A 17931-nucleotide genomic window follows, 5' to 3' on the forward strand; every position below is an offset into this window, starting at 1 on the left:
TATTTTTATTCTTTTTTGATAGGAACGGGGCCGATTTCCTGGCCGAAGAGGAGGAGAACCTGATTAACTTTGTCGAGTCGCAGCGTTTCTTTCCCCTGTTCCAGTTCTCTTACGAATCTGAGGCCTACGCCCGATTTCGCCGCCAGATCTACCTGGGTCAATCCGAATTGCTTGCGCATTTCCTTGACGTATGATGATAATGTATTGCTCATATTTTATTTGTTTTATACCCTTTCGGGGACAAATATACGAATAAAAAATGGAAATACCCCCGAAAAGGTATAATTTATAATATCATTTAACAAATTATACCTTTTCGGGGGTAATGTTATGCCTTTGTGACTGGAGTAACTCCTGTAACATTAGCTAATGTGTCACGAATAAAACCATTGATTGTTGTTCCTGCTTGCATCGCCATCATTGCAATACGGCTATGAATTTCAGGAGTAATGCGGATATTCAAGTTGCCACTATAAGGTGCACGAGGTGCCTTGCCGTTGGCTTTACATAAGGCCAGATAGTCATCTATTGCGCCTTCAAAATCCCTTCGTAGTTCATTGACATCTTGACCTTCGTAGGTAATCATATCCTTGCTCATTCCGAGAACTTTGCCATATAAGCAATTGTCCTCCTCACTATAATCTACGCTACCCGTATAACCTTTATATTTTAATAATCCCATATTATGTTCCTCCTATTTATTAATATATCTATTAGCTTTTAGAAATGTGAATACTTGTTTCATAATATATCCTTTGATTATTCTTGTTCATTTGCTACATTCTTTATGTATTCGATTTCAAATGTAACTAAAAATAGTTACATTACCAAGTTTTTGGGGGCTTTTTAACAATCTTTTTGGGGGCTTTAAGTACGTAATCATATAAAAAAGCGTAACGAACACCTTTTCCGGGTAATCCATTACGCTTTAATTATTATCTATAAAACTTTATTTTCCGAGATTATTCTTTTTCTCGTTCAGTTCAGCCTTCTTTCTCATCATCTCTTCCTGCTGCTGGCGCTGCAACTCCTGGAGAGCCTGCATTCTTGCCATGAGGCCATTAGCCTTCTTAGGATTACTCTTATTCTCCTGATAGCGCTTTTCCAAGATGGCGAGAAGCTTCTCGTCGTTGGTGGTCTTACGCAGAGTCCACATGATGGCAGCACTGAAGAACAGTGAGATGAAGTAGTAGAAGTTCAAACCTGATGAATAATCATTGAACATGAAGAAGAACATCAATGGCATGAGATACATCATCCACTGCATCATCTTCATCTGCTCAGCCTGCTGACCTACCATTTGGTCTCTCTGCTGGCGCATGGTCATCCATGAGTACAACAGGTTGGCTACGCAGAAGAGAATACAGGTCAAACTCAAGTGATCACCTATCATCCAGATGTTGGTGTTCCACTCAAAGATTGGGTCGTATGTACTCAAGTCGTTCATCCAGAGGAAATGCTCACCACGAAGCTGGATGGCATTAGGAACGAAGTTGAACATCGCAATCCACACTGGCATCTGAATCAACATTGGCAAGCAGCCTGACAATGGACTCACACCATACTTGGCATATTCAGCCATCATCGCCTGTTGTTTCTGCATCTGATCCTCAGGTTTGTTGTACTGCGCAGTAGCAGCTTCGAGCTTTGGTTTCAGAACGCGCATTTTGGCAGAACTCATATAACTCTTCTTCACCATAGGGTAGGTGATGAGCTTCAGAAGCAAGGTGATGAGAATCAGTACGACGCCCATAGGGAATACCTTGCTCAGCCAGTCGAACACGTAGAGTGTGAAGAAACGGTTGATCCAGCGGATGACAGGCCATCCCAGATAAACGAGCCTCTGGAACTCCAGGTCTTTGCCGAAGGTACTTTCCTTCTCGGTATTTTTGAGAATCTGGAAATCGTTAGGACCAAAGTAGAACTCAAACTCAGAGGCTTTCTTGCCGGTTGGGTCGAAAGGAGTTTTCATCTTAGCCTGAAACTGCTTCAGATAGCCAGAACCCTTCTCCTGTGGGATAGAGGTCATGAAGGCATCCTTTTCGAAGTTGTCTTTAGCAACGATGATGGCAGAGAAGAACTGGTTTTTGAAAGATACCCAGTCGATGGTCTCTTCGATTTTCTCATCGATCTTCTCGCTTCCCTCATTGAGATAGTCAGTGCCACCCTCTGCATTGTGATAGGTGAGCGTGGTGTAGCGGTTTTCGAACATGAAACCACGTTCCTGCTGGCGTGCCTTATCACTCCAGTCGATGTCCATCTTATTATAATTAGGTGAGAACAGACCTTCCATACCCTGAGCAGAGAAGCTCATGTGGAGCATGTAGTCCTTACCTAATGTATAAGTCATGGAGAGTGTCTTTCCTTCTCCAGCCACAGCTGTCATGGTAACAGTAGAATCTGTTACGTTTGATGGAGTGAAGTAGAGGTCGCTGGTGATGATGTTAGCTTCCTTTGCCTCAAGCATAAACTTAAGACTCTGGTCTTTGCCATCGAAGAGCGTAACATCCTTCTGGTCGGCAGAACCGTCTTTTACCTGGATGTTGTGACCTACATAACCCTTGATTACTGCCTTCTCGACAGTACCACCCTTGGTGTTGAGGGTTAATTCAACTTTCTCATTTTTCAAAACGATCTTCTTCGCCTGACCCTTTAAAGCAGAATAGAAGAGGGCTGTAGAGTCTGCCTCAATCTTAGCCTTGGCATTTGCCTGGCGCTTGGCTGCGGCAGCCTTGCTGGCCTTTTCTATCTCAGCATGCTTAGCCTTGGCAATGGAATCCTGTACGAAATCCGCTCTCTGCTCTTCTGCAGAAGGCTGGGTGTACCAGCTGAATCCGATGAGTACTAAGGCAATGAGAAGAAAGCCAATAATGTTGTTCTTGTTCATTGTTATTTTAGAAATTTATATTATTTCTTGTTTGAGATAGCCGTCTTGACGAAATCCATGAACAGAGGATGTGGTTTTAATACGGTACTTTGGTATTCTGGATGATACTGTGTACCGATGTACCATTTCAATCCTGGTATTTCAACGATTTCTACCAAGTCGCTCTCTGGGTTGCGTCCCACGCACATCATGCCGTTCTTCTCGTATTCCTTCTGAAACTCATTGTTGAATTCATAGCGATGGCGATGACGCTCCTGAATGTGCTCCTTCTTATATATAGAGAAGACGCGAGAACCTTGTTTCAGTACACATTCGTATGCACCGAGGCGCATGGTTCCACCCATGTTGGAGATGTTTTTCTGTTCCTCCATGATGTCGATGACATTGTGTGGAGTCTTTTCATCCATCTCTCTTGAATTGGCATCTTTGTAGCCCAATACGTTGCGGGCAAACTCGATGACCATCATCTGCATACCCAGGCAGATACCAAAGGTAGGAATGTCGTGGGTGCGGGTATAGTGGGCTGCTATGATCTTGCCCTCAATGCCGCGCTGGCCGAATCCCGGACAGATGACGATGCCGTCCTGACCCTTCAACTGCTCTGCCACATTTTCTTCTGTGAGATATTCAGAATTGATGAATGTTATCTTCACCTTGTGGTCGTTGTAGGTGCCGGCATGTGAAAGACTTTCGCGGATACTCTTGTAGGCATCCTGCAGATCGTACTTACCTACCAGTCCGATGTTTACCACCTCTGTAGCCTTGCTTCTGCGGTCGAGGAATGCTTTCCAAGGACCCAGTGCAGGCTTTTCGCCGATAGGCTCGCCCATTTTGCGGAGAATGGCGGTGTCAAGACCCTGGTTCTGCATGTTTACAGGTACTTCATAGATACTGGCGAGGTCTTCGCTTTGTATCACGCAGTCCAGATCCACATTACAGAAGCTGGCTACCTTTTTCATGATTCCCTCTTCGAGATGTTTCTCTGTGCGGAGGATCAGAATATCTGGCTGAATACCTACACTTTGCAATTCCTTCACGGAGTGCTGGGTAGGTTTTGTTTTCAACTCCCCTGCAGCCTTCAGATAAGGCACGTAGGTGAGGTGCACATTGACGGCGTTCTTGCCCAATTCCCATTTCAGCTGTCTGATAGCTTCCATGTAAGGAGCACTTTCGATGTCGCCGATGGTTCCGCCTATCTCGGTGATTACGAAATCATAGTGATACTTCTTGCCGAGCAGCTTCACATTGCGCTTGATCTCGTCGGTGATGTGAGGCACCACCTGGATGGTTTTTCCGAGATAATCGCCACGACGTTCCTTGTCAATGACAGCCTTGTAGATACGACCAGTGGTGAGAGAATTTGCTTTCGTAGTTTGAATACCGGTGAATCGCTCGTAGTGTCCGAGGTCCAGGTCGGTTTCCATACCATCTACTGTCACGTAGCACTCACCATGCTCGTACGGGTTCAGTGTACCCGGGTCGATGTTGATGTATGGGTCAAACTTTTGGATAGTAATGTTGTAACCTCTTGCTTGAAGAAGCTTACCGATGGATGACGATATGATTCCTTTACCCAAAGAAGAAACCACACCACCAGTAACGAAGATGTACTTAGTTTCAGCCACGATATTTATTTTTTAAATTAGAATAATCGCGTGCAAAGTTACTATAAATTTATGAAATAGCCAAAATTATTGCAAATAATGCCGTTGTTTTATGAATTATTTATTACCTTTGCGCCTAAATTATAGCATTGCGTAGATTTTAATGATTATGAAATTGAGATTTAATATAGTGGTGGCTGCTCTTTTTGTTTGTTTTCCTTCATGGGCACAAACCAAGAGTCATAAGCTTACCAAGGGTGTACAGGAACCTGAAACGGCTGAATGGGTGAAGAATTATATGGATTCTTTATCCGCAGTTCGGGCTCATATCGATTCCAGCTATTATGCTGCGAACGATATCCGCTATTCCCGACTTTTCACCCCGCTTACTTTTTATCATTCTCCTGCTAATCATTTTCTCAGATTGAATCCGGCTGGCTATTCTGATTCTCTTGAATGTATGCTGGATAAGTCTTTGATGTTCATTTACTTAAACCGTCCTGATCTTGTGAGAAGTAATGAGTCCAGACTGGATGTGGTTGGTGCTCCTATTCCTGAGGGCGCTCCGAGAAAGACGGAGGTGGATATTGTGGAGGAGGTGGCTCCAAAGGCTATTGAATTAGAGGCTTCACCGATGAAAATCTATGTGGCGAAACCTAATTTCTGGACGATCAAGGGGGATTATTACTTGCAGTTCCTTCAGAATTATGTGAGTGATAACTGGTATAAAGGTGGTGAGAGCAACTACTCGATGTTGGGTAGTGTCACGATGCAGGCTAATTATAACAATAAGCAGAAGGTGAAGTGGGAAAACAAGTTGGAAATGCGCTTGGGTTACCAGACTTCCAAGGGCGATACCTTGCATAAGTACAAAACCTCTGAAGATCTGCTGCGCTATACCGGAAAGTTGGGCTTGCAGGCTACCAGAAGATGGTATTATACCTTGCAGGTGATCGGACAGACCCAGTTTACCAGGGGTCTTCGCAGCAATGATAAGTTTGTCTATTCCGACTTCATGTCACCTTTCAAGTTGAATCTTTCTGTCGGTATGGATTATTCCATCGACTGGCTCAATCATCGCCTGAAGGGTAGCACGCATATCGCTCCTTTGGCTCTTAACTGGAAATATGTGGACCGCAGTTCGCTTGCCACCCGATATGGTCTGGAAGAAGGACAGCACGGACTTTTGGACTATGGTTCTGAATTTACGGTTGACTTTACGTGGCAGATGGCGGAAAACCTGAGATGGAAGACCCGCCTCTATGGATATACTACTTATGAGCGTGCTGAGTTGGAGTGGGAGAATACTTTCACCTTCCAGTTCAATAAGTATATTTCTACGAACATCTTCCTTTATCCTCGTTTTGATGATGGCACCAAGCGCAAGGAGGGTGAGAGCTATTGGCAGTTTAAGGAATATGCATCCGTAGGTTTCTCCTATTCTTTTTAATATAAAAAGCCAAGTTAATGTAAAAAAGCCAAGTCAGTATTCTGTTGTGAACTGCTGACTTGGCTTTTTTTATGAATAGTTTTATCTCATGGAATGCCTTAAAATGCCCCGAAATAATGGTCGTAAATGATGAAAAGAATGATGGCAAGAGCTATCAGACTAAGAATAAGAAACAGGATTCTTCCTATGATTCTTCTCCTAATCTGTGATTTTGTATGACGATTGTGTCCTGCTCTGCTACTGTAATGTTTCTTGCGTCCACTACTTCTTTGTTCACTTCCATCTCTGTGATGGTGGTGATGATGTCTCTCCTCTGTTTCCATGAGTAACTCTCCTTTTGCTTAATATATTAAGAATCTGGTTATATATTAGAATCTGAAACAAACTTCCACGTCTGCCATAGAATAATTGTGGTCTGCACTTGTGCGGTCGTTGACAAACGCATATTCAGACAGGATGGTGAAGTTTTTGTTGATATGATAGTTCAGACCGACTTCGTATTGGGTTTTCATCATGTCTGTCTTACCATTAGCCTCGTACATATCATAGCGAGCCTTTGCATAGAGCTTCTTGCTCACGATAGGTGCGATAACAAGACCATATACACCCTGTGCCTTATTGCCGATTTTTTGGTTAAGACTGCAATCCTTGGAGGCTTCATCCCCATGATTGGTTATGCTTTTGGCAAATGCCATACCCGTAGAATGGATATATTCTGAACGGACAGTCCAGTCGTTAGCCTTGTATTCGAACGAGAAAGCATATCGGTTCTGGCTGAGTTTTCTGACTTCATTTTTGTGTTCTATTGTAGTGGTGGCTCCTGGAGTTACGCTCGATGTTGGATCACCCACTGTTTCTGTCCAGTTTCCCTTTCTTGCATAAGAACCGGTCCAGCCGAAAGCTCCGATGCGCATTCCTGCCACAGGCATTACCCATACGCCACCAATCACATTCTTCTGATTGTCAACGTCCTTGGTATTGATGCCCTGTCCGTTGAACACACCTATCTGATAGTGCAGCAGGTTGCGGCCGTTGGCATTCTTGAGGAAATCACCCTGAAGCTGCAAACCGATGTCACGACCATTGGAAGCGTGCTCTCCGGCACGGTCGCTGAAACCTGCCAACTTGCTTACGTTCTGGGAATAACCCATGAAGCCCTGGTCGATAGGGTGCATCGGATTCTCAAAGGTAAACGGATTCTTGAACTGTCCGATTTTCACCTTGAAATAACTGTATTTCTGCCATTCGGCAAACAGATCTACCATTCTTGGACTGCTGCCCAGGTCGGAAGTGTTGCCATTAAACTGGATCTGGGTTTTCCAGTAGAAATCGTTGGCGATACGCCCTTCAAGGGCGATACGTCCCATGCGGATGTTGAAGGAATTGGATTCCTTTCCCTTCTGTCCGCTATACTGATATTGAGTCATGCCGTAGCCCGACAACTTGACGTTGTTGAGCCATGCTGGCAACTCGATTGTTTTCTTTTCCTGGGCGCCCGCTGTGGTTACTGCCATAGCCATCAGCGCCATGATGATACTATTTTTCATCTTCATTTTCTATTATGTTTTAAGGTTTATTTCTTAGCTGCGAGTTCCTCTGCAGTCAGGTCCTCAGCTTGGGCAGCCTGGAGGCGAGTTTCTCAGCTTCCTTGGCAGCCTTGGCTTCGGCGGCAGCCTTTTCGCGCTCTTTGCGTTCCTTCAGTTTCTGCTTGATTTCCGTATCGCAGCGCTTTTCGAGAAGTACCACGTTTTCTACGTGAGGAGTGTGAGGGAACATATCCACTGGCTGAACCGCTGCTACTTTGTAGTAATCGTCCATTAGCTGGAGGTCGCGTGCCTGGGTGGCAGGATTGCAGCTTACATAGACGATGCGACCTGGTGCTGCATTCAGAATCACGTTGATGACATCTGGATGCATGCCAGCACGTGGAGGGTCGGTAATGATGACATCAGGACGGCCATGCTGCCTGATGAAATCGTTGGTCAGGATATCCTTCATATCGCCTGCATAGAAGAGGGTGTTCTCGATGTTGTTTACCTGCGAATTCACCTTTGCATCCTCGATAGCTTCTGGCACGTATTCGATACCGATCACTTTTTTAGCCTTGTGTGCCACGAAATTGGCAATGGTTCCTGTACCGGTGTAGAGGTCGTAAACCAGCTCGTTTCCTGTGAGGTTGGCAAATTCGCGGGCCACACAGTAGAGGTGGTAAGCCTGCTCGGTATTGGTCTGATAGAAACTCTTAGGACCTACCTTGAACTTCAGGTCTTCCATCAGTTCATAGATGTGGTCGTTGCCTTTGAACAGGCTCAGTTCCAGATCATTGAAGGTATCGTTGCCCTTCTGGTTGTTTACATACATGAGCGATGTAATCTGCGGGAATCTGTCAGCTACTTGCTGCATCAATTCCTGCGCTCTCTGCTCGTCGCCTTCTTCGTCGTAATGGAATTGGAATACAAGCATCCATTCGCCTGTGTTGGAGTTGCGAATCATCATGTCTCTCAACAATCCATGTTGCTCACGCAGATCGTAGAAAGTATAGTCGTGAGAATCGGCATACTCGAATACGAAGTTGCGAATCTCATTGCAGAGGTCATCCATCAGCCAGCATTTTTTGATAGGATATATTTTGTCGAAGGCTCCGGTGATATGAAAACCGATAGCGTTCTGTGCGTGGCGTTCCTTTAATGAAGATACCGTATCATCCTCTTTTTGAGGAAGTTGTGCGAGTTCCTCTGCAGTAAACCATCGCTTGTTGCTGCATCCGAATTCTATCTTGTTTCGGTACTCCTGAGTCTTCACGCTGCCCATGATAGGGCGGAATTCAGGAAGCTCGATTTTACCGATGCGGGTGAGCTGGTCTTCCACTTGTTTCTGCTTCGCCTTGATTTGCTCTTCGTATGGCAGGTTCTGCCATTTGCAACCGCCGCAGATACCGAAATGCTCGCACATCGGTTCCTGGCGAACGTCGCTCTTCTTGATGAATCTGACAACTTTCGCCTCACAGTATTTATGCTTCTTCTTAACTACTTGTAAATCTACCACATCTCCAGGTACGCAGAAAGGTACGAAGATGACTTGGTCATCGACGCGTGTGATGCATTTTCCTTCAGCAGCCACAGCTTCGATGGTAACATTTTCTATAAATGGTAACGGTTTACGTTTTCTTCCCATGATTGATATTTAAATTTTTGAGTGCAAAGATACTACTTTTTTGTAAAAAATGAAAATTTTTCCAAAGTAATTTGTAAGATATGTGAAAAACTGGAATGAAAAAGAATCATCTGTGGTGGCGAATCTCTGTTTTTTGATGAAGAAGTGCTTCTTTTCTATATATCATCAAGTTTTTTCCCCTATATATAATAAGGTATATATTGATTTGTAAAAATAATAGCAAGTTTGCTTATAATTTATTATCGGCAGATGGTGTGTACGTAAACAATTAAAAATGTAATGTCGAGATTGCAAAAAGATGGTAAAAAGTTTGGTGGAACCGATTTTTAATCGTATATTTGCATCACAAATTTTAATAACAATAAACTAATAAATTAGAACCTATTCGATTATGGACGAAAAAAGAGTTTATACTTTCGGTAATGGTAAGGCAGAGGGCAAGGCCGACATGAGAAACTTGCTCGGTGGTAAGGGCGCCAACTTGGCGGAAATGAATCTTATTGGTGTACCTGTACCTCCTGGTTTTACAATTACCACAGATGTGTGCAACGAATACTTTGAAAAAGGCAAGGAAGATGTAGTGGCTCTTCTCAAGGATGAAGTTGAGAAAGCAGTTCAGCATATTGAGGCTTTGATGAACTCAAAGTTTGGAGATGTGGAAAATCCTCTTTTGGTTAGTGTACGTTCCGGTGCTCGTGCTTCTATGCCGGGTATGATGGATACCATCCTCAACCTCGGTTTGAATGATGAGGTAGTAGAGGGCTTGGCTCGTAAAACGGGTAATGAGCGCTTTGCTTATGACAGCTATCGCCGTTTTGTGCAGATGTATGGTGACGTGGTGCTCGGCATGAAGCCTGTCAACAAGGAGGATATCGACCCATTCGAGGCTATCATCATGGAGGTGAAGAAGCAGCGCGGTATCACACTGGACAATGAAATGACAGTAGATGAATTGAAGCATCTTGTCAAGGCATTCAAGACGGCTATCAAGCAGCAGACAGGTAAGGATTTCCCAGACAATCCTATGGATCAGCTTTGGGGTGCCATTTGCGCCGTATTCGATAGTTGGATGAACGAGCGCGCTATTCTCTATCGCAAGATGGAAGGCATTCCTGCAGAGTGGGGTACTGCCGTGTCTGTGATGGCGATGGTATTCGGTAATATGGGTGATACTTCTGCCACAGGTGTTTGCTTCTCCCGTGATGCTGGTAATGGTGAAAACCTCTTCAATGGTGAGTACCTGATCAATGCACAGGGTGAGGACGTAGTGGCTGGTATCCGTACGCCACAGCAGATTACTAAGATTGGTTCTCAGCGCTGGGCTGAGCGTGCAGGTATCTCTGAGGAGGAGCGCGTAGCTAAATATCCTTCTATGGAAGAGGCTATGCCTGAACTTTACAAGGAGCTGGATGCGCTGCAGACTAAGTTGGAGAATCACTATCATGATATGCAGGATATGGAGTTCACCGTACAGGAAGGTAAACTCTGGTTCCTCCAGACACGTAACGGTAAGCGAACAGGTACTGCGATGGTGAAGATTGCTATGGATCTTCTTCACGAGGGTATGATCGACGAGAAGACTGCTATCCTCCGTTGCGAACCACAGAAACTTGATGAATTATTGCACCCTGTATTCGATAAGTTGGCGCTCTCTAAGGCGAAGGTCATCACACAGGGACTCCCTGCTTCTCCAGGTGCTGCTTGTGGTCAGATTGTATTCCATGCAGACGATGCTCAGGAGTGGCATGAGGATGGCAAGAAGGTCATCATGGTTCGTATTGAGACTTCTCCTGAAGACCTCGCTGGTATGTCTGCTGCCGAGGGTATTCTTACCGCTCGTGGTGGTATGACTTCTCACGCTGCCGTAGTGGCTCGTGGTATGGGTAAGTGCTGCGTATCTGGTGCTGGCTCTATCAACGTAGATTATAAGGCAAAGACCGTTGAGATCGAGGGCGTAGTTTACAAGGAGGGTGATTTCATCTCTTTGAACGGTACTACAGGTCAGGTTTATGCTGGTCAGATTGAGACCAAGGCTGCAGAGCTTTCTGGTGACTTCAAGGAACTGATGGATCTCTGTGATAAATATACCAAGATGGAAATCCGTACCAATGCGGATACTCCTCATGATGCTGAGGTAGCTCGTGCATTCGGTGCCAAGGGTATCGGTTTGACACGTACAGAGCACATGTTCTTCGATGATCAGAAGATTGTTGCGATGCGTGAGATGATTTTGGCTGATTCTGTAGAGGGTCGTGAGAAGGCACTTGCCAAGCTCCTCCCTTATCAGAAGGCTGACTTCTACGGCATCCTCAAGGCTATGGACGGTTGCCACGTGAACATCCGCTTGCTCGACCCACCTCTCCATGAGTTCGTACCACACGATTTGGCTGGTCAGGAGACCATGGCTAAGGAAATGGGCGTAAGTGTAGAGGAAATCAAGAAGCGTGTGAACTCTCTGGCAGAGAACAACCCAATGCTCGGTCATCGTGGTTGCCGTCTCGGTATCACATTCCCTGAGATTACGGCGATGCAGACTCGCGCCATCCTTGGTGCAGCTTGCGAATTGAAGAAGGAAGGATTCCATCCATGCCCAGAAATCATGGTTCCTCTCATCGGTACCGTTCAGGAGCTCAAGCAGCAGAAGGCTATCATTCTCGCTACTTCTAAGGAGGTATTCGCTGAGTACGGCGTAGAGGTAGAATTCGAGATTGGTACTATGATCGAGATTCCTCGTGCAGCTCTTACAGCAGGTCAGATTGCGGAAGAGGCTCAGTACTTCTCATTCGGTACCAACGACTTGACTCAGATGACCTTCGGTTACTCTCGTGATGACATCGCTTCATTCCTCCCAGCTTATATGGAGAAGAAGATTTTGAAGGTGGATCCATTCCAGGTTCTTGATCAGGAGGGTGTGGGTCAGCTCATCAAGATGGCAGTAGAGAATGGTCGTGCTACTCGTCCTAACCTCCGTACAGGTATTTGCGGTGAGCACGGTGGTGAGCCATCATCAGTTAAGTTCTGTGCCAAGGTAGGTATGAATTATGCATCCTGCTCTCCATTCCGTGTGCCAATCGCACGTTTGGCTGCGGCGCAGGCGGCAGTAGAGGAGTAATAGCAAATATTTGAATCTCAATAAATTAAGTGGAAAGTCCCAGTAATAGCGGACTTTCCACTTAATTCGTTTCGGGCGGAAGTACCACAGGTTGGGCTGTTTAGACCGTAAAGTGTTAAAAATATGCGACTTTAAATAAAAAAGTCGGGAAAATGTTTTCTTATATGTAAACTTTTTCCTAACTTTGCAGAAAAGATTAATTTATGGAAGAAATACCAAAATTTCAAATCCTCTATACAGAGGAAGCTTTGGAGTTCTTGCGTTCACTAAGTGAAAAGGTACAAGATAAAATAGTTTATAATATCAATAAGTGCAGATTCTATACAGATAATGAATTATTCAAAAAACTTGAAAATTCAGAAATCTGGGAGTTTAGAACTCTTTATAACAAAACTTCTTATCGACTTTTTGCATTTTGGGATAATGATGAGCAGACATTTGTTGTTGCTACACATGGTATTATCAAGAAAACTCAAAAGACTCCCAGTAAAGAAATAGCAAGAGCAGAAGCAATAAGAAAAGAATATTTTAATAATAAATGATATGGAAAAAATGAAACTTTATACTCATGACGAAATGATGGATAGTGTCATTGGGGAAAAAGGTACGCCAAGACGTGATAAGCTGGAAGCTGATCTGAAAACTTATCTAATGGGGGAAGCTATCAGAAAGGCAAGAGAAGAAAGACACTTGACCCAAGAACAACTTGGAAAAATGATTGGTGTTAAAAAAGCGCAAATATCTCGTATGGAAAATGGGGCTAATCTTTCTTTTTCCACAATAGCAAGAGTTTTCAAGGCTATGAATATTTCTGCGCATTTTAGTATGGCAGGAATAGGGAATGTAGCTTTGTGGTAATTTTTGAAATAATAATATGTTTGTTGGGGAAATTTCTTTATTTTTAAGGATATTTCCCCTTATTTTTGAAAAAAGTGATGATTTTTTTTGTTGTTTCTTATTTTTATCGTACCTTTGCGACAGTTTTTAGTATAACAATGTAACAATCATGAAAAAAATATTAATGGCATTGGCATTGTTTTCTTCATTATCAGTGAGCGCAAATCAGGATGCCGAAGTTTTAGGTGTAGCATTCGGCTCAACTTGTGAAGAGACAGTTCAAAAGCTTAATAAAGATTATGGTGCACCTAAATCTCAGAGTGCAGACAAACTTGTTTACCTCAACGAGATGTTTGAAGGTTTCAAGGCAGACCGCATAGAACTCGGTTTCCAGGATCTTCAGGGAACAACAAAGTTGAACCAGGCTCGTTTCTATTTTGTTTGTCCTAACAAGGCAGCAGCCATCGCCAAGATGAAGTCTTTGGTGAAGAAGATGGAGACACACTATTCTGTTTCCTATGATGAGGAAGATGGTGGTACAGCCTTCTATAAGGGTGGCAATTCCCCATTGGGCATAGGCTGTTTGTTTACGATTTTCGTTTCTCCTTATCAGGGAAAATGGACTTGCCAGTTGCGTTATGGTAAATTCCAGTTTAAGTAGATTTCTGTAGGGAAATAAGATAAAAGCCTCGTACACGTCTTGATAGTAATGTGAGTCGTTGTATGAGGCTTATTTAATGATAAAATATAAATTATGAAGAAACTTTTTGCTTTTCTGTGGGTAGTATTGTTGGTGGCTTCTGTTCAGGCTAAGTCGCTCAAGGATTTGTGGGTATCTATGCCAGACTCTCTTCTGCCAACCTTAGACAGGAATCTTCGTCTGGAGTTGGTGGAATTAGAGGAAATGGGTGTGAAGCCTAACGTGAAGAACCTTTTGGGCGAGGACTGTGAAATGGATACGCTGACGAATGATTATCTGGAGTGTACTACCAGTAAGGTGGCTCGTCTGCAAATGATATATCTGCCTTTATCGGCAGCCGATTCTATTCTTTGCGTAATCAAGATCTTCAATGCTCCATCCAAGGAAAGCGAAATCCGTTTCTATGATCAGGGATGGCGTTCTTTGCCTGTAACCTCCTATTTGACCAAGGATCAGTATTCATTAGGTTGTTATATTAAACCTAAATCAGATACGATGCGTGTAGAAGAGTATGAGGAATTGAAGAGCAAGCTTGAGCCAGTCATGTTTGTAACGGAGTATCTCCCCACAGCGCAAGCCTTTCGCGTTCAGGTATCCCTGCCATTACTGTCGAATGAAGATAAATTGAAGGTGCAGTCCATTTTAGTGCAAAGAAAGTTTAAATGGGTTCTTGGAAGATTTAACGAAATATAAATATAATACATATTTTATGCAAAACACTTGCAGGTTGCAGTTTTTTTTGTACCTTTGCAATGTGTTTTTCATGGTATTAGATTATTAAGGTTAATAAAAGATTGGTTGTCGTGAGACAATCAATTTTTTTTTTGTATTTGATAATTTAATACTTTTCCATTTAGGTTGAACTCTGCATCGGCAATGAGGTTCTTGAACTCAGCGCCCTTGGATGAGAGGAGGATGGAGAAATCACCGAGATCGCCCAGACGGATGATAAGAAATCCCCATTTATGGAGCGTTTTTCAGCTTATTCTTTCACTTAAGAGCTCAAAACTGCAGATTTTTTCACTAAAAACCCTTATTTTTGAACTCAAATATATAGTTTTTCAGGAGCGAAATTGCGATATTCGGTAAAATCATTGAACAAATGTGAAGGCTATTCTTGTTTGTACCTTTGCTATAACAAGGATTTTGCAGAATGGTATAAAGATACAGGCTTGATTATAAAGCCAGCGTAACGAATGAGATGGCAAGGCAAATGCTGAAGAACTGGTGAAAGCAGGGATTGATTGTTATACTGAAAGACAAGCTTTACCAAAAAATAACTGCTACAATATAAAGTGGTCATTAAGGTCATGGTAATTTCTGGTCAAAATTATTCGGGGGATACACTTCCCTCACGCCACCATCCATGGCCACAACGAGTTTTCCGCCAAAGCCTGTCCTTGTTTCGACGTGAAGAAAGAGCTGGCTCCCTATTTTGAGAAGGGAAGTGGGGGAATAAATAAACAAGGCGTGCGTCCTCATTGCGAGGGGCGTACGCCTGTTTTGGGGTTATAGTTTGGGGGATATAATCTATTTAACCCCATGCTTTCTATAATATGAATATTCCGATGAGACCACAAAGCAGCATGACTAAAATCGGATTCGTCTTCCTTACTTTCGTGAAATAAAAGGCGAAGGCAAAGAGGAGTACACTGATTGTAAACTGGTATGGACTATCTACTGGCGAACCGAAGTTCTCCTTGTTCATCAATAATACTGCTGCTGCGGCTATCAGACCTATAATGGCAGGACGGAGACCGCTGAATATGTTCTTCACATCCTTGGAATCCTTGTGGCTCATTAAATACTTACTGATTAATATCATGATGATGAAGGGTAACCAAATGATCGAAAGGGAGGCGATGAGTGAACCTATACAGGCTACCCAATGGGAATAGCCGGCATGAAGTACGGAGGTGTAACCTACATAAGTGGCACAATTGATGCCTATCGGTCCAGGTGTGGACTGGCTGATGGCTACAATGTCCGTGAACTCGGCATTCGTGAGCCAGTGATTTTTTACTACAGTCTCATTGTGGATGAGCGAAAGCATGGCATAGCCTCCGCCAAAATTGAATGTTCCTATCTTTGTGAACGTGAGAAATAGATCCAGAAAAATCATACTTGTTTTTTTACTTGTCCTTTTTGATGATTCTGCCATATAGCCAACCGAGTACACCGGCTGCTATAATGACATAAATAGGGGATACGGCGAATACCGGCAATGCGATGAGTGCACAGCATACAATCGGTATCCAAAAATTGTACTTGTTGATGTTGGCAGTCTTTGCCATCTTGAAACAAGGTGCTGCTATCAGGGCTACTACGGCAGGTCTTACTCCTGCAAAAAATTTAGCCACCCAGTAATTGTCCTTGAAATGCTGGAAAAACATAGCGATGATGAGGATGGCGATTATTGATGGCAAGGCGATGCCTATGGCGCCCACGATGCCTCCCCATACTCCTTTTAATTTATATCCGATATGACTGGCCATGTCGATGGCAAAGATTCCCGGAGTGGTCTGCGCTACTACCATGATGTCCATAAACTCCTGTTTGTCCATCCACTTGTTCTTATCCACAAACTCTCTCTCCATGATGGGGATCATGGCATAACCTCCTCCCAAGGTGAATGCCCCAATCTTGTTGCACGTCGCGAAAAAATTCAATAACATCTGTATTTCTGTTTTAATTTGGCTGCAAATTTACACATAATTTGTTAAATATTGGCCATATCGTCATGAGATTTTATATTTTCTTGTTTTATTTCAAGAATATTCATTATCTTTGCATAAGATAAACGCATTTTGAATTAAACTTAAAAAATATAATAGCATGAATTTGAAAGTACGTTTGGCAGTGATGAACTTCCTGGAGTTTGCAGTCTGGGGAGCTTATCTTACTTCTATGGGCAATTATCTTGGCAAAGCTGGCATGGGCGCAGAAATTGCCTGGTTTTACGCTATTCAGGGAATAGTGTCTATCTTTATGCCTACCTTGATGGGTATTGTTGCTGATAAATGGATTCAGCCTCAACGCCTCCTCGGGTATTGCCATCTCCTGGCTGGCGTGGGGATGTGTGCACTCTTTGCCATGGGACAGGCTGCTGCTCAACCGGACGAGGTGCTCTTTATGGCTGTCTATACCTTCAGTGTGGCTTTCTATATGCCTACGCTCGCTCTGTCAAACACGGCTGCTTTCACCATTCTCAAGGATCATGGACTGGATACCGTGAAAGATTTTCCGCCTATTCGTGTGTTCGGTACTGTGGGCTTCATCCTCATGATGTGGGTGGTGAATTGCGCAACTTGGGAAGACGGTTCTTTCTCTTTCCTCCTTACTGAAAATGCAAATAAGTTCCAATATACGCATCTGCAGTTCCTCATGTCGGGATTGATGAGCTTTGTGCTTTTCCTTTATTGTTATTCCCTGCCTCAGTGTAAGATAGTAAGGAAGGAAGACCAGAGTATTGCGGAGATGTGGGGACTGGATGCCTTCAAACTGTTTAAGTCTAAGCAGATGGCGCTGTTCTTTATTTTCTCCTGTCTCTTAGGTATGTCTCTGCAGGTAACCAATGGTTATGCTACTCCTTTTATTACCAGTTTCAAGGGAGATCCTGCCATGATAGATACTTTCGCTGCCAATAATGCTACTCTGTTGGTTTCTATATCTCAGGTGGCTGAGGCGCTGTGTATCCTGCTGATTCCGTTCTTCCTGAAGCGTTTTGGTATCAAGGTGGTGATGTTGATTGCCATGTTTGCCTGGGTGCTCCGATTTGGCTTCTTCGGATTGGGTAATCCTGCCTTTCCGGGTGTCATCCTCTTTGTGGCTTCCTGCATCGTTTATGGTGTGGCTTTCGACTTCTTCAATGTTTCTGGTGGATTGTTTGTTGACCAGAAATGCGACCCGAAGATTAGGGCTTCTGCCCAGGGACTGTTTATGCTGATGACGAATGGTCTGGGAGCTACAATCGGTACGCTGTTGGCTGGACAGGTGATCAATCATTATTGCCAGTTCAATGAACAGGGATATTTGATGGGCGACTGGAGAAGTTGCTGGTTGATTTTTGCCGGTTATGCGCTTGTTGTAGCTGTGCTTTTTGCTTTCTTGTTTAAACCTAAGAAGCAAAACTAATGTGTGATTAAGAAAAATAGGAGATATTTATTT

At 43.7% G+C, this 17931-nt stretch carries 14 protein-coding genes and 1 pseudogene; 7 read left to right on the plus strand and 8 right to left on the minus strand.

Annotated features, from left to right (window positions below; genetic code table 11):
- Positions 1 to 5: 5 nt before the first annotated feature.
- From KUA50_RS03250 to KUA50_RS03265, 4 genes are all read right to left on the minus strand, one after another.
- Positions 6 to 212, minus strand: coding sequence for a helix-turn-helix transcriptional regulator (locus tag KUA50_RS03250; RefSeq protein ID WP_022111675.1), 207 nt, complete (start codon positions 210 to 212; stop codon positions 6 to 8).
- Between the two features lie 116 nt (positions 213 to 328).
- A complete protein-coding gene (locus tag KUA50_RS03255) occupies positions 329 to 682 on the minus strand; it encodes a type II toxin-antitoxin system HicB family antitoxin (RefSeq protein WP_218456330.1) in 354 nt (117 codons plus the stop codon).
- 267 nt (positions 683 to 949) lie between these two features.
- Complete coding sequence (yidC, locus tag KUA50_RS03260) at positions 950 to 2887, minus strand: membrane protein insertase YidC (protein ID WP_218456329.1); 1938 nt, start codon at positions 2885 to 2887, stop codon at positions 950 to 952.
- A gap of 20 nt (positions 2888 to 2907) precedes the next feature.
- On the minus strand, positions 2908 to 4512 hold the full coding sequence (locus tag KUA50_RS03265; protein WP_022111671.1) for a CTP synthase: 1605 nt from the start codon (positions 4510 to 4512) through the stop codon (positions 2908 to 2910).
- 148 nt (positions 4513 to 4660) lie between these two features.
- Between KUA50_RS03265 and KUA50_RS03270 the strand changes: the two genes are divergently transcribed.
- Positions 4661 to 5941: a DUF3078 domain-containing protein gene (locus KUA50_RS03270; protein WP_218456328.1), complete on the plus strand. Its 1281-nt coding sequence runs from the start codon at positions 4661 to 4663 to the stop codon at positions 5939 to 5941.
- A 368-nt stretch (positions 5942 to 6309) separates the two neighbouring features.
- On the opposite strand, the gene KUA50_RS03275 is transcribed toward KUA50_RS03270, so the two are convergent.
- Both KUA50_RS03275 and rlmD read right to left on the minus strand, forming a co-directional pair.
- The gene (locus KUA50_RS03275; protein WP_218456351.1) at positions 6310 to 7488 is read right to left on the minus strand and encodes a porin; all 1179 of its coding nucleotides are present in this window, start codon (positions 7486 to 7488) and stop codon (positions 6310 to 6312) included.
- Between the two features lie 178 nt (positions 7489 to 7666).
- Positions 7667 to 9115 (minus strand): annotated as a pseudogene (gene rlmD / locus KUA50_RS03280) (23S rRNA (uracil(1939)-C(5))-methyltransferase RlmD); the annotation flags it as partial.
- Between the two features lie 391 nt (positions 9116 to 9506).
- Between rlmD and ppdK the strand changes: the two are divergent.
- The 5 genes from ppdK to KUA50_RS03305 all read left to right on the plus strand — a co-directional run bounded on the left by ppdK (position 9507) and on the right by KUA50_RS03305 (position 14457).
- The gene (gene ppdK / locus KUA50_RS03285; protein WP_218456327.1) at positions 9507 to 12227 is read left to right on the plus strand and encodes a pyruvate, phosphate dikinase; all 2721 of its coding nucleotides are present in this window, start codon (positions 9507 to 9509) and stop codon (positions 12225 to 12227) included.
- A 203-nt stretch (positions 12228 to 12430) separates the two neighbouring features.
- The gene (locus tag KUA50_RS03290) at positions 12431 to 12769 is read left to right on the plus strand and encodes a type II toxin-antitoxin system RelE/ParE family toxin (RefSeq protein WP_218456326.1); all 339 of its coding nucleotides are present in this window, start codon (positions 12431 to 12433) and stop codon (positions 12767 to 12769) included.
- A gap of 1 nt (position 12770) precedes the next feature.
- A complete protein-coding gene (locus KUA50_RS03295; protein WP_218456325.1) occupies positions 12771 to 13085 on the plus strand; it encodes a helix-turn-helix domain-containing protein in 315 nt (104 codons plus the stop codon).
- Between the two features lie 148 nt (positions 13086 to 13233).
- Positions 13234 to 13725, plus strand: coding sequence for a hypothetical protein (locus tag KUA50_RS03300; RefSeq protein ID WP_218456324.1), 492 nt, complete (start codon positions 13234 to 13236; stop codon positions 13723 to 13725).
- 93 nt (positions 13726 to 13818) lie between these two features.
- Positions 13819 to 14457, plus strand: coding sequence for a DUF3256 family protein (locus KUA50_RS03305; RefSeq protein WP_218456323.1), 639 nt, complete (start codon positions 13819 to 13821; stop codon positions 14455 to 14457).
- Between the two features lie 856 nt (positions 14458 to 15313).
- Here KUA50_RS03305 and KUA50_RS03310 read toward each other — a convergent pair.
- Positions 15314 to 15886 (minus strand): chromate transporter, encoded by a 573-nt coding sequence (locus KUA50_RS03310; RefSeq protein ID WP_218456322.1) that lies wholly within the window; start codon positions 15884 to 15886, stop codon positions 15314 to 15316.
- Between the two features lie 10 nt (positions 15887 to 15896).
- Positions 15897 to 16439 (minus strand): chromate transporter, encoded by a 543-nt coding sequence (locus tag KUA50_RS03315; protein WP_218456321.1) that lies wholly within the window; start codon positions 16437 to 16439, stop codon positions 15897 to 15899.
- A 160-nt stretch (positions 16440 to 16599) separates the two neighbouring features.
- On the opposite strand from KUA50_RS03315, the gene KUA50_RS03320 reads away from it, so the two are divergent.
- Positions 16600 to 17898: an MFS transporter gene (locus KUA50_RS03320; RefSeq protein WP_218456320.1), complete on the plus strand. Its 1299-nt coding sequence runs from the start codon at positions 16600 to 16602 to the stop codon at positions 17896 to 17898.
- The last annotated feature ends 33 nt before the right edge of the window (positions 17899 to 17931 follow it).

The sequence above is a fragment of the Segatella hominis genome, assembly GCF_019249725.2.
Classification (GTDB): domain Bacteria; phylum Bacteroidota; class Bacteroidia; order Bacteroidales; family Bacteroidaceae; genus Prevotella.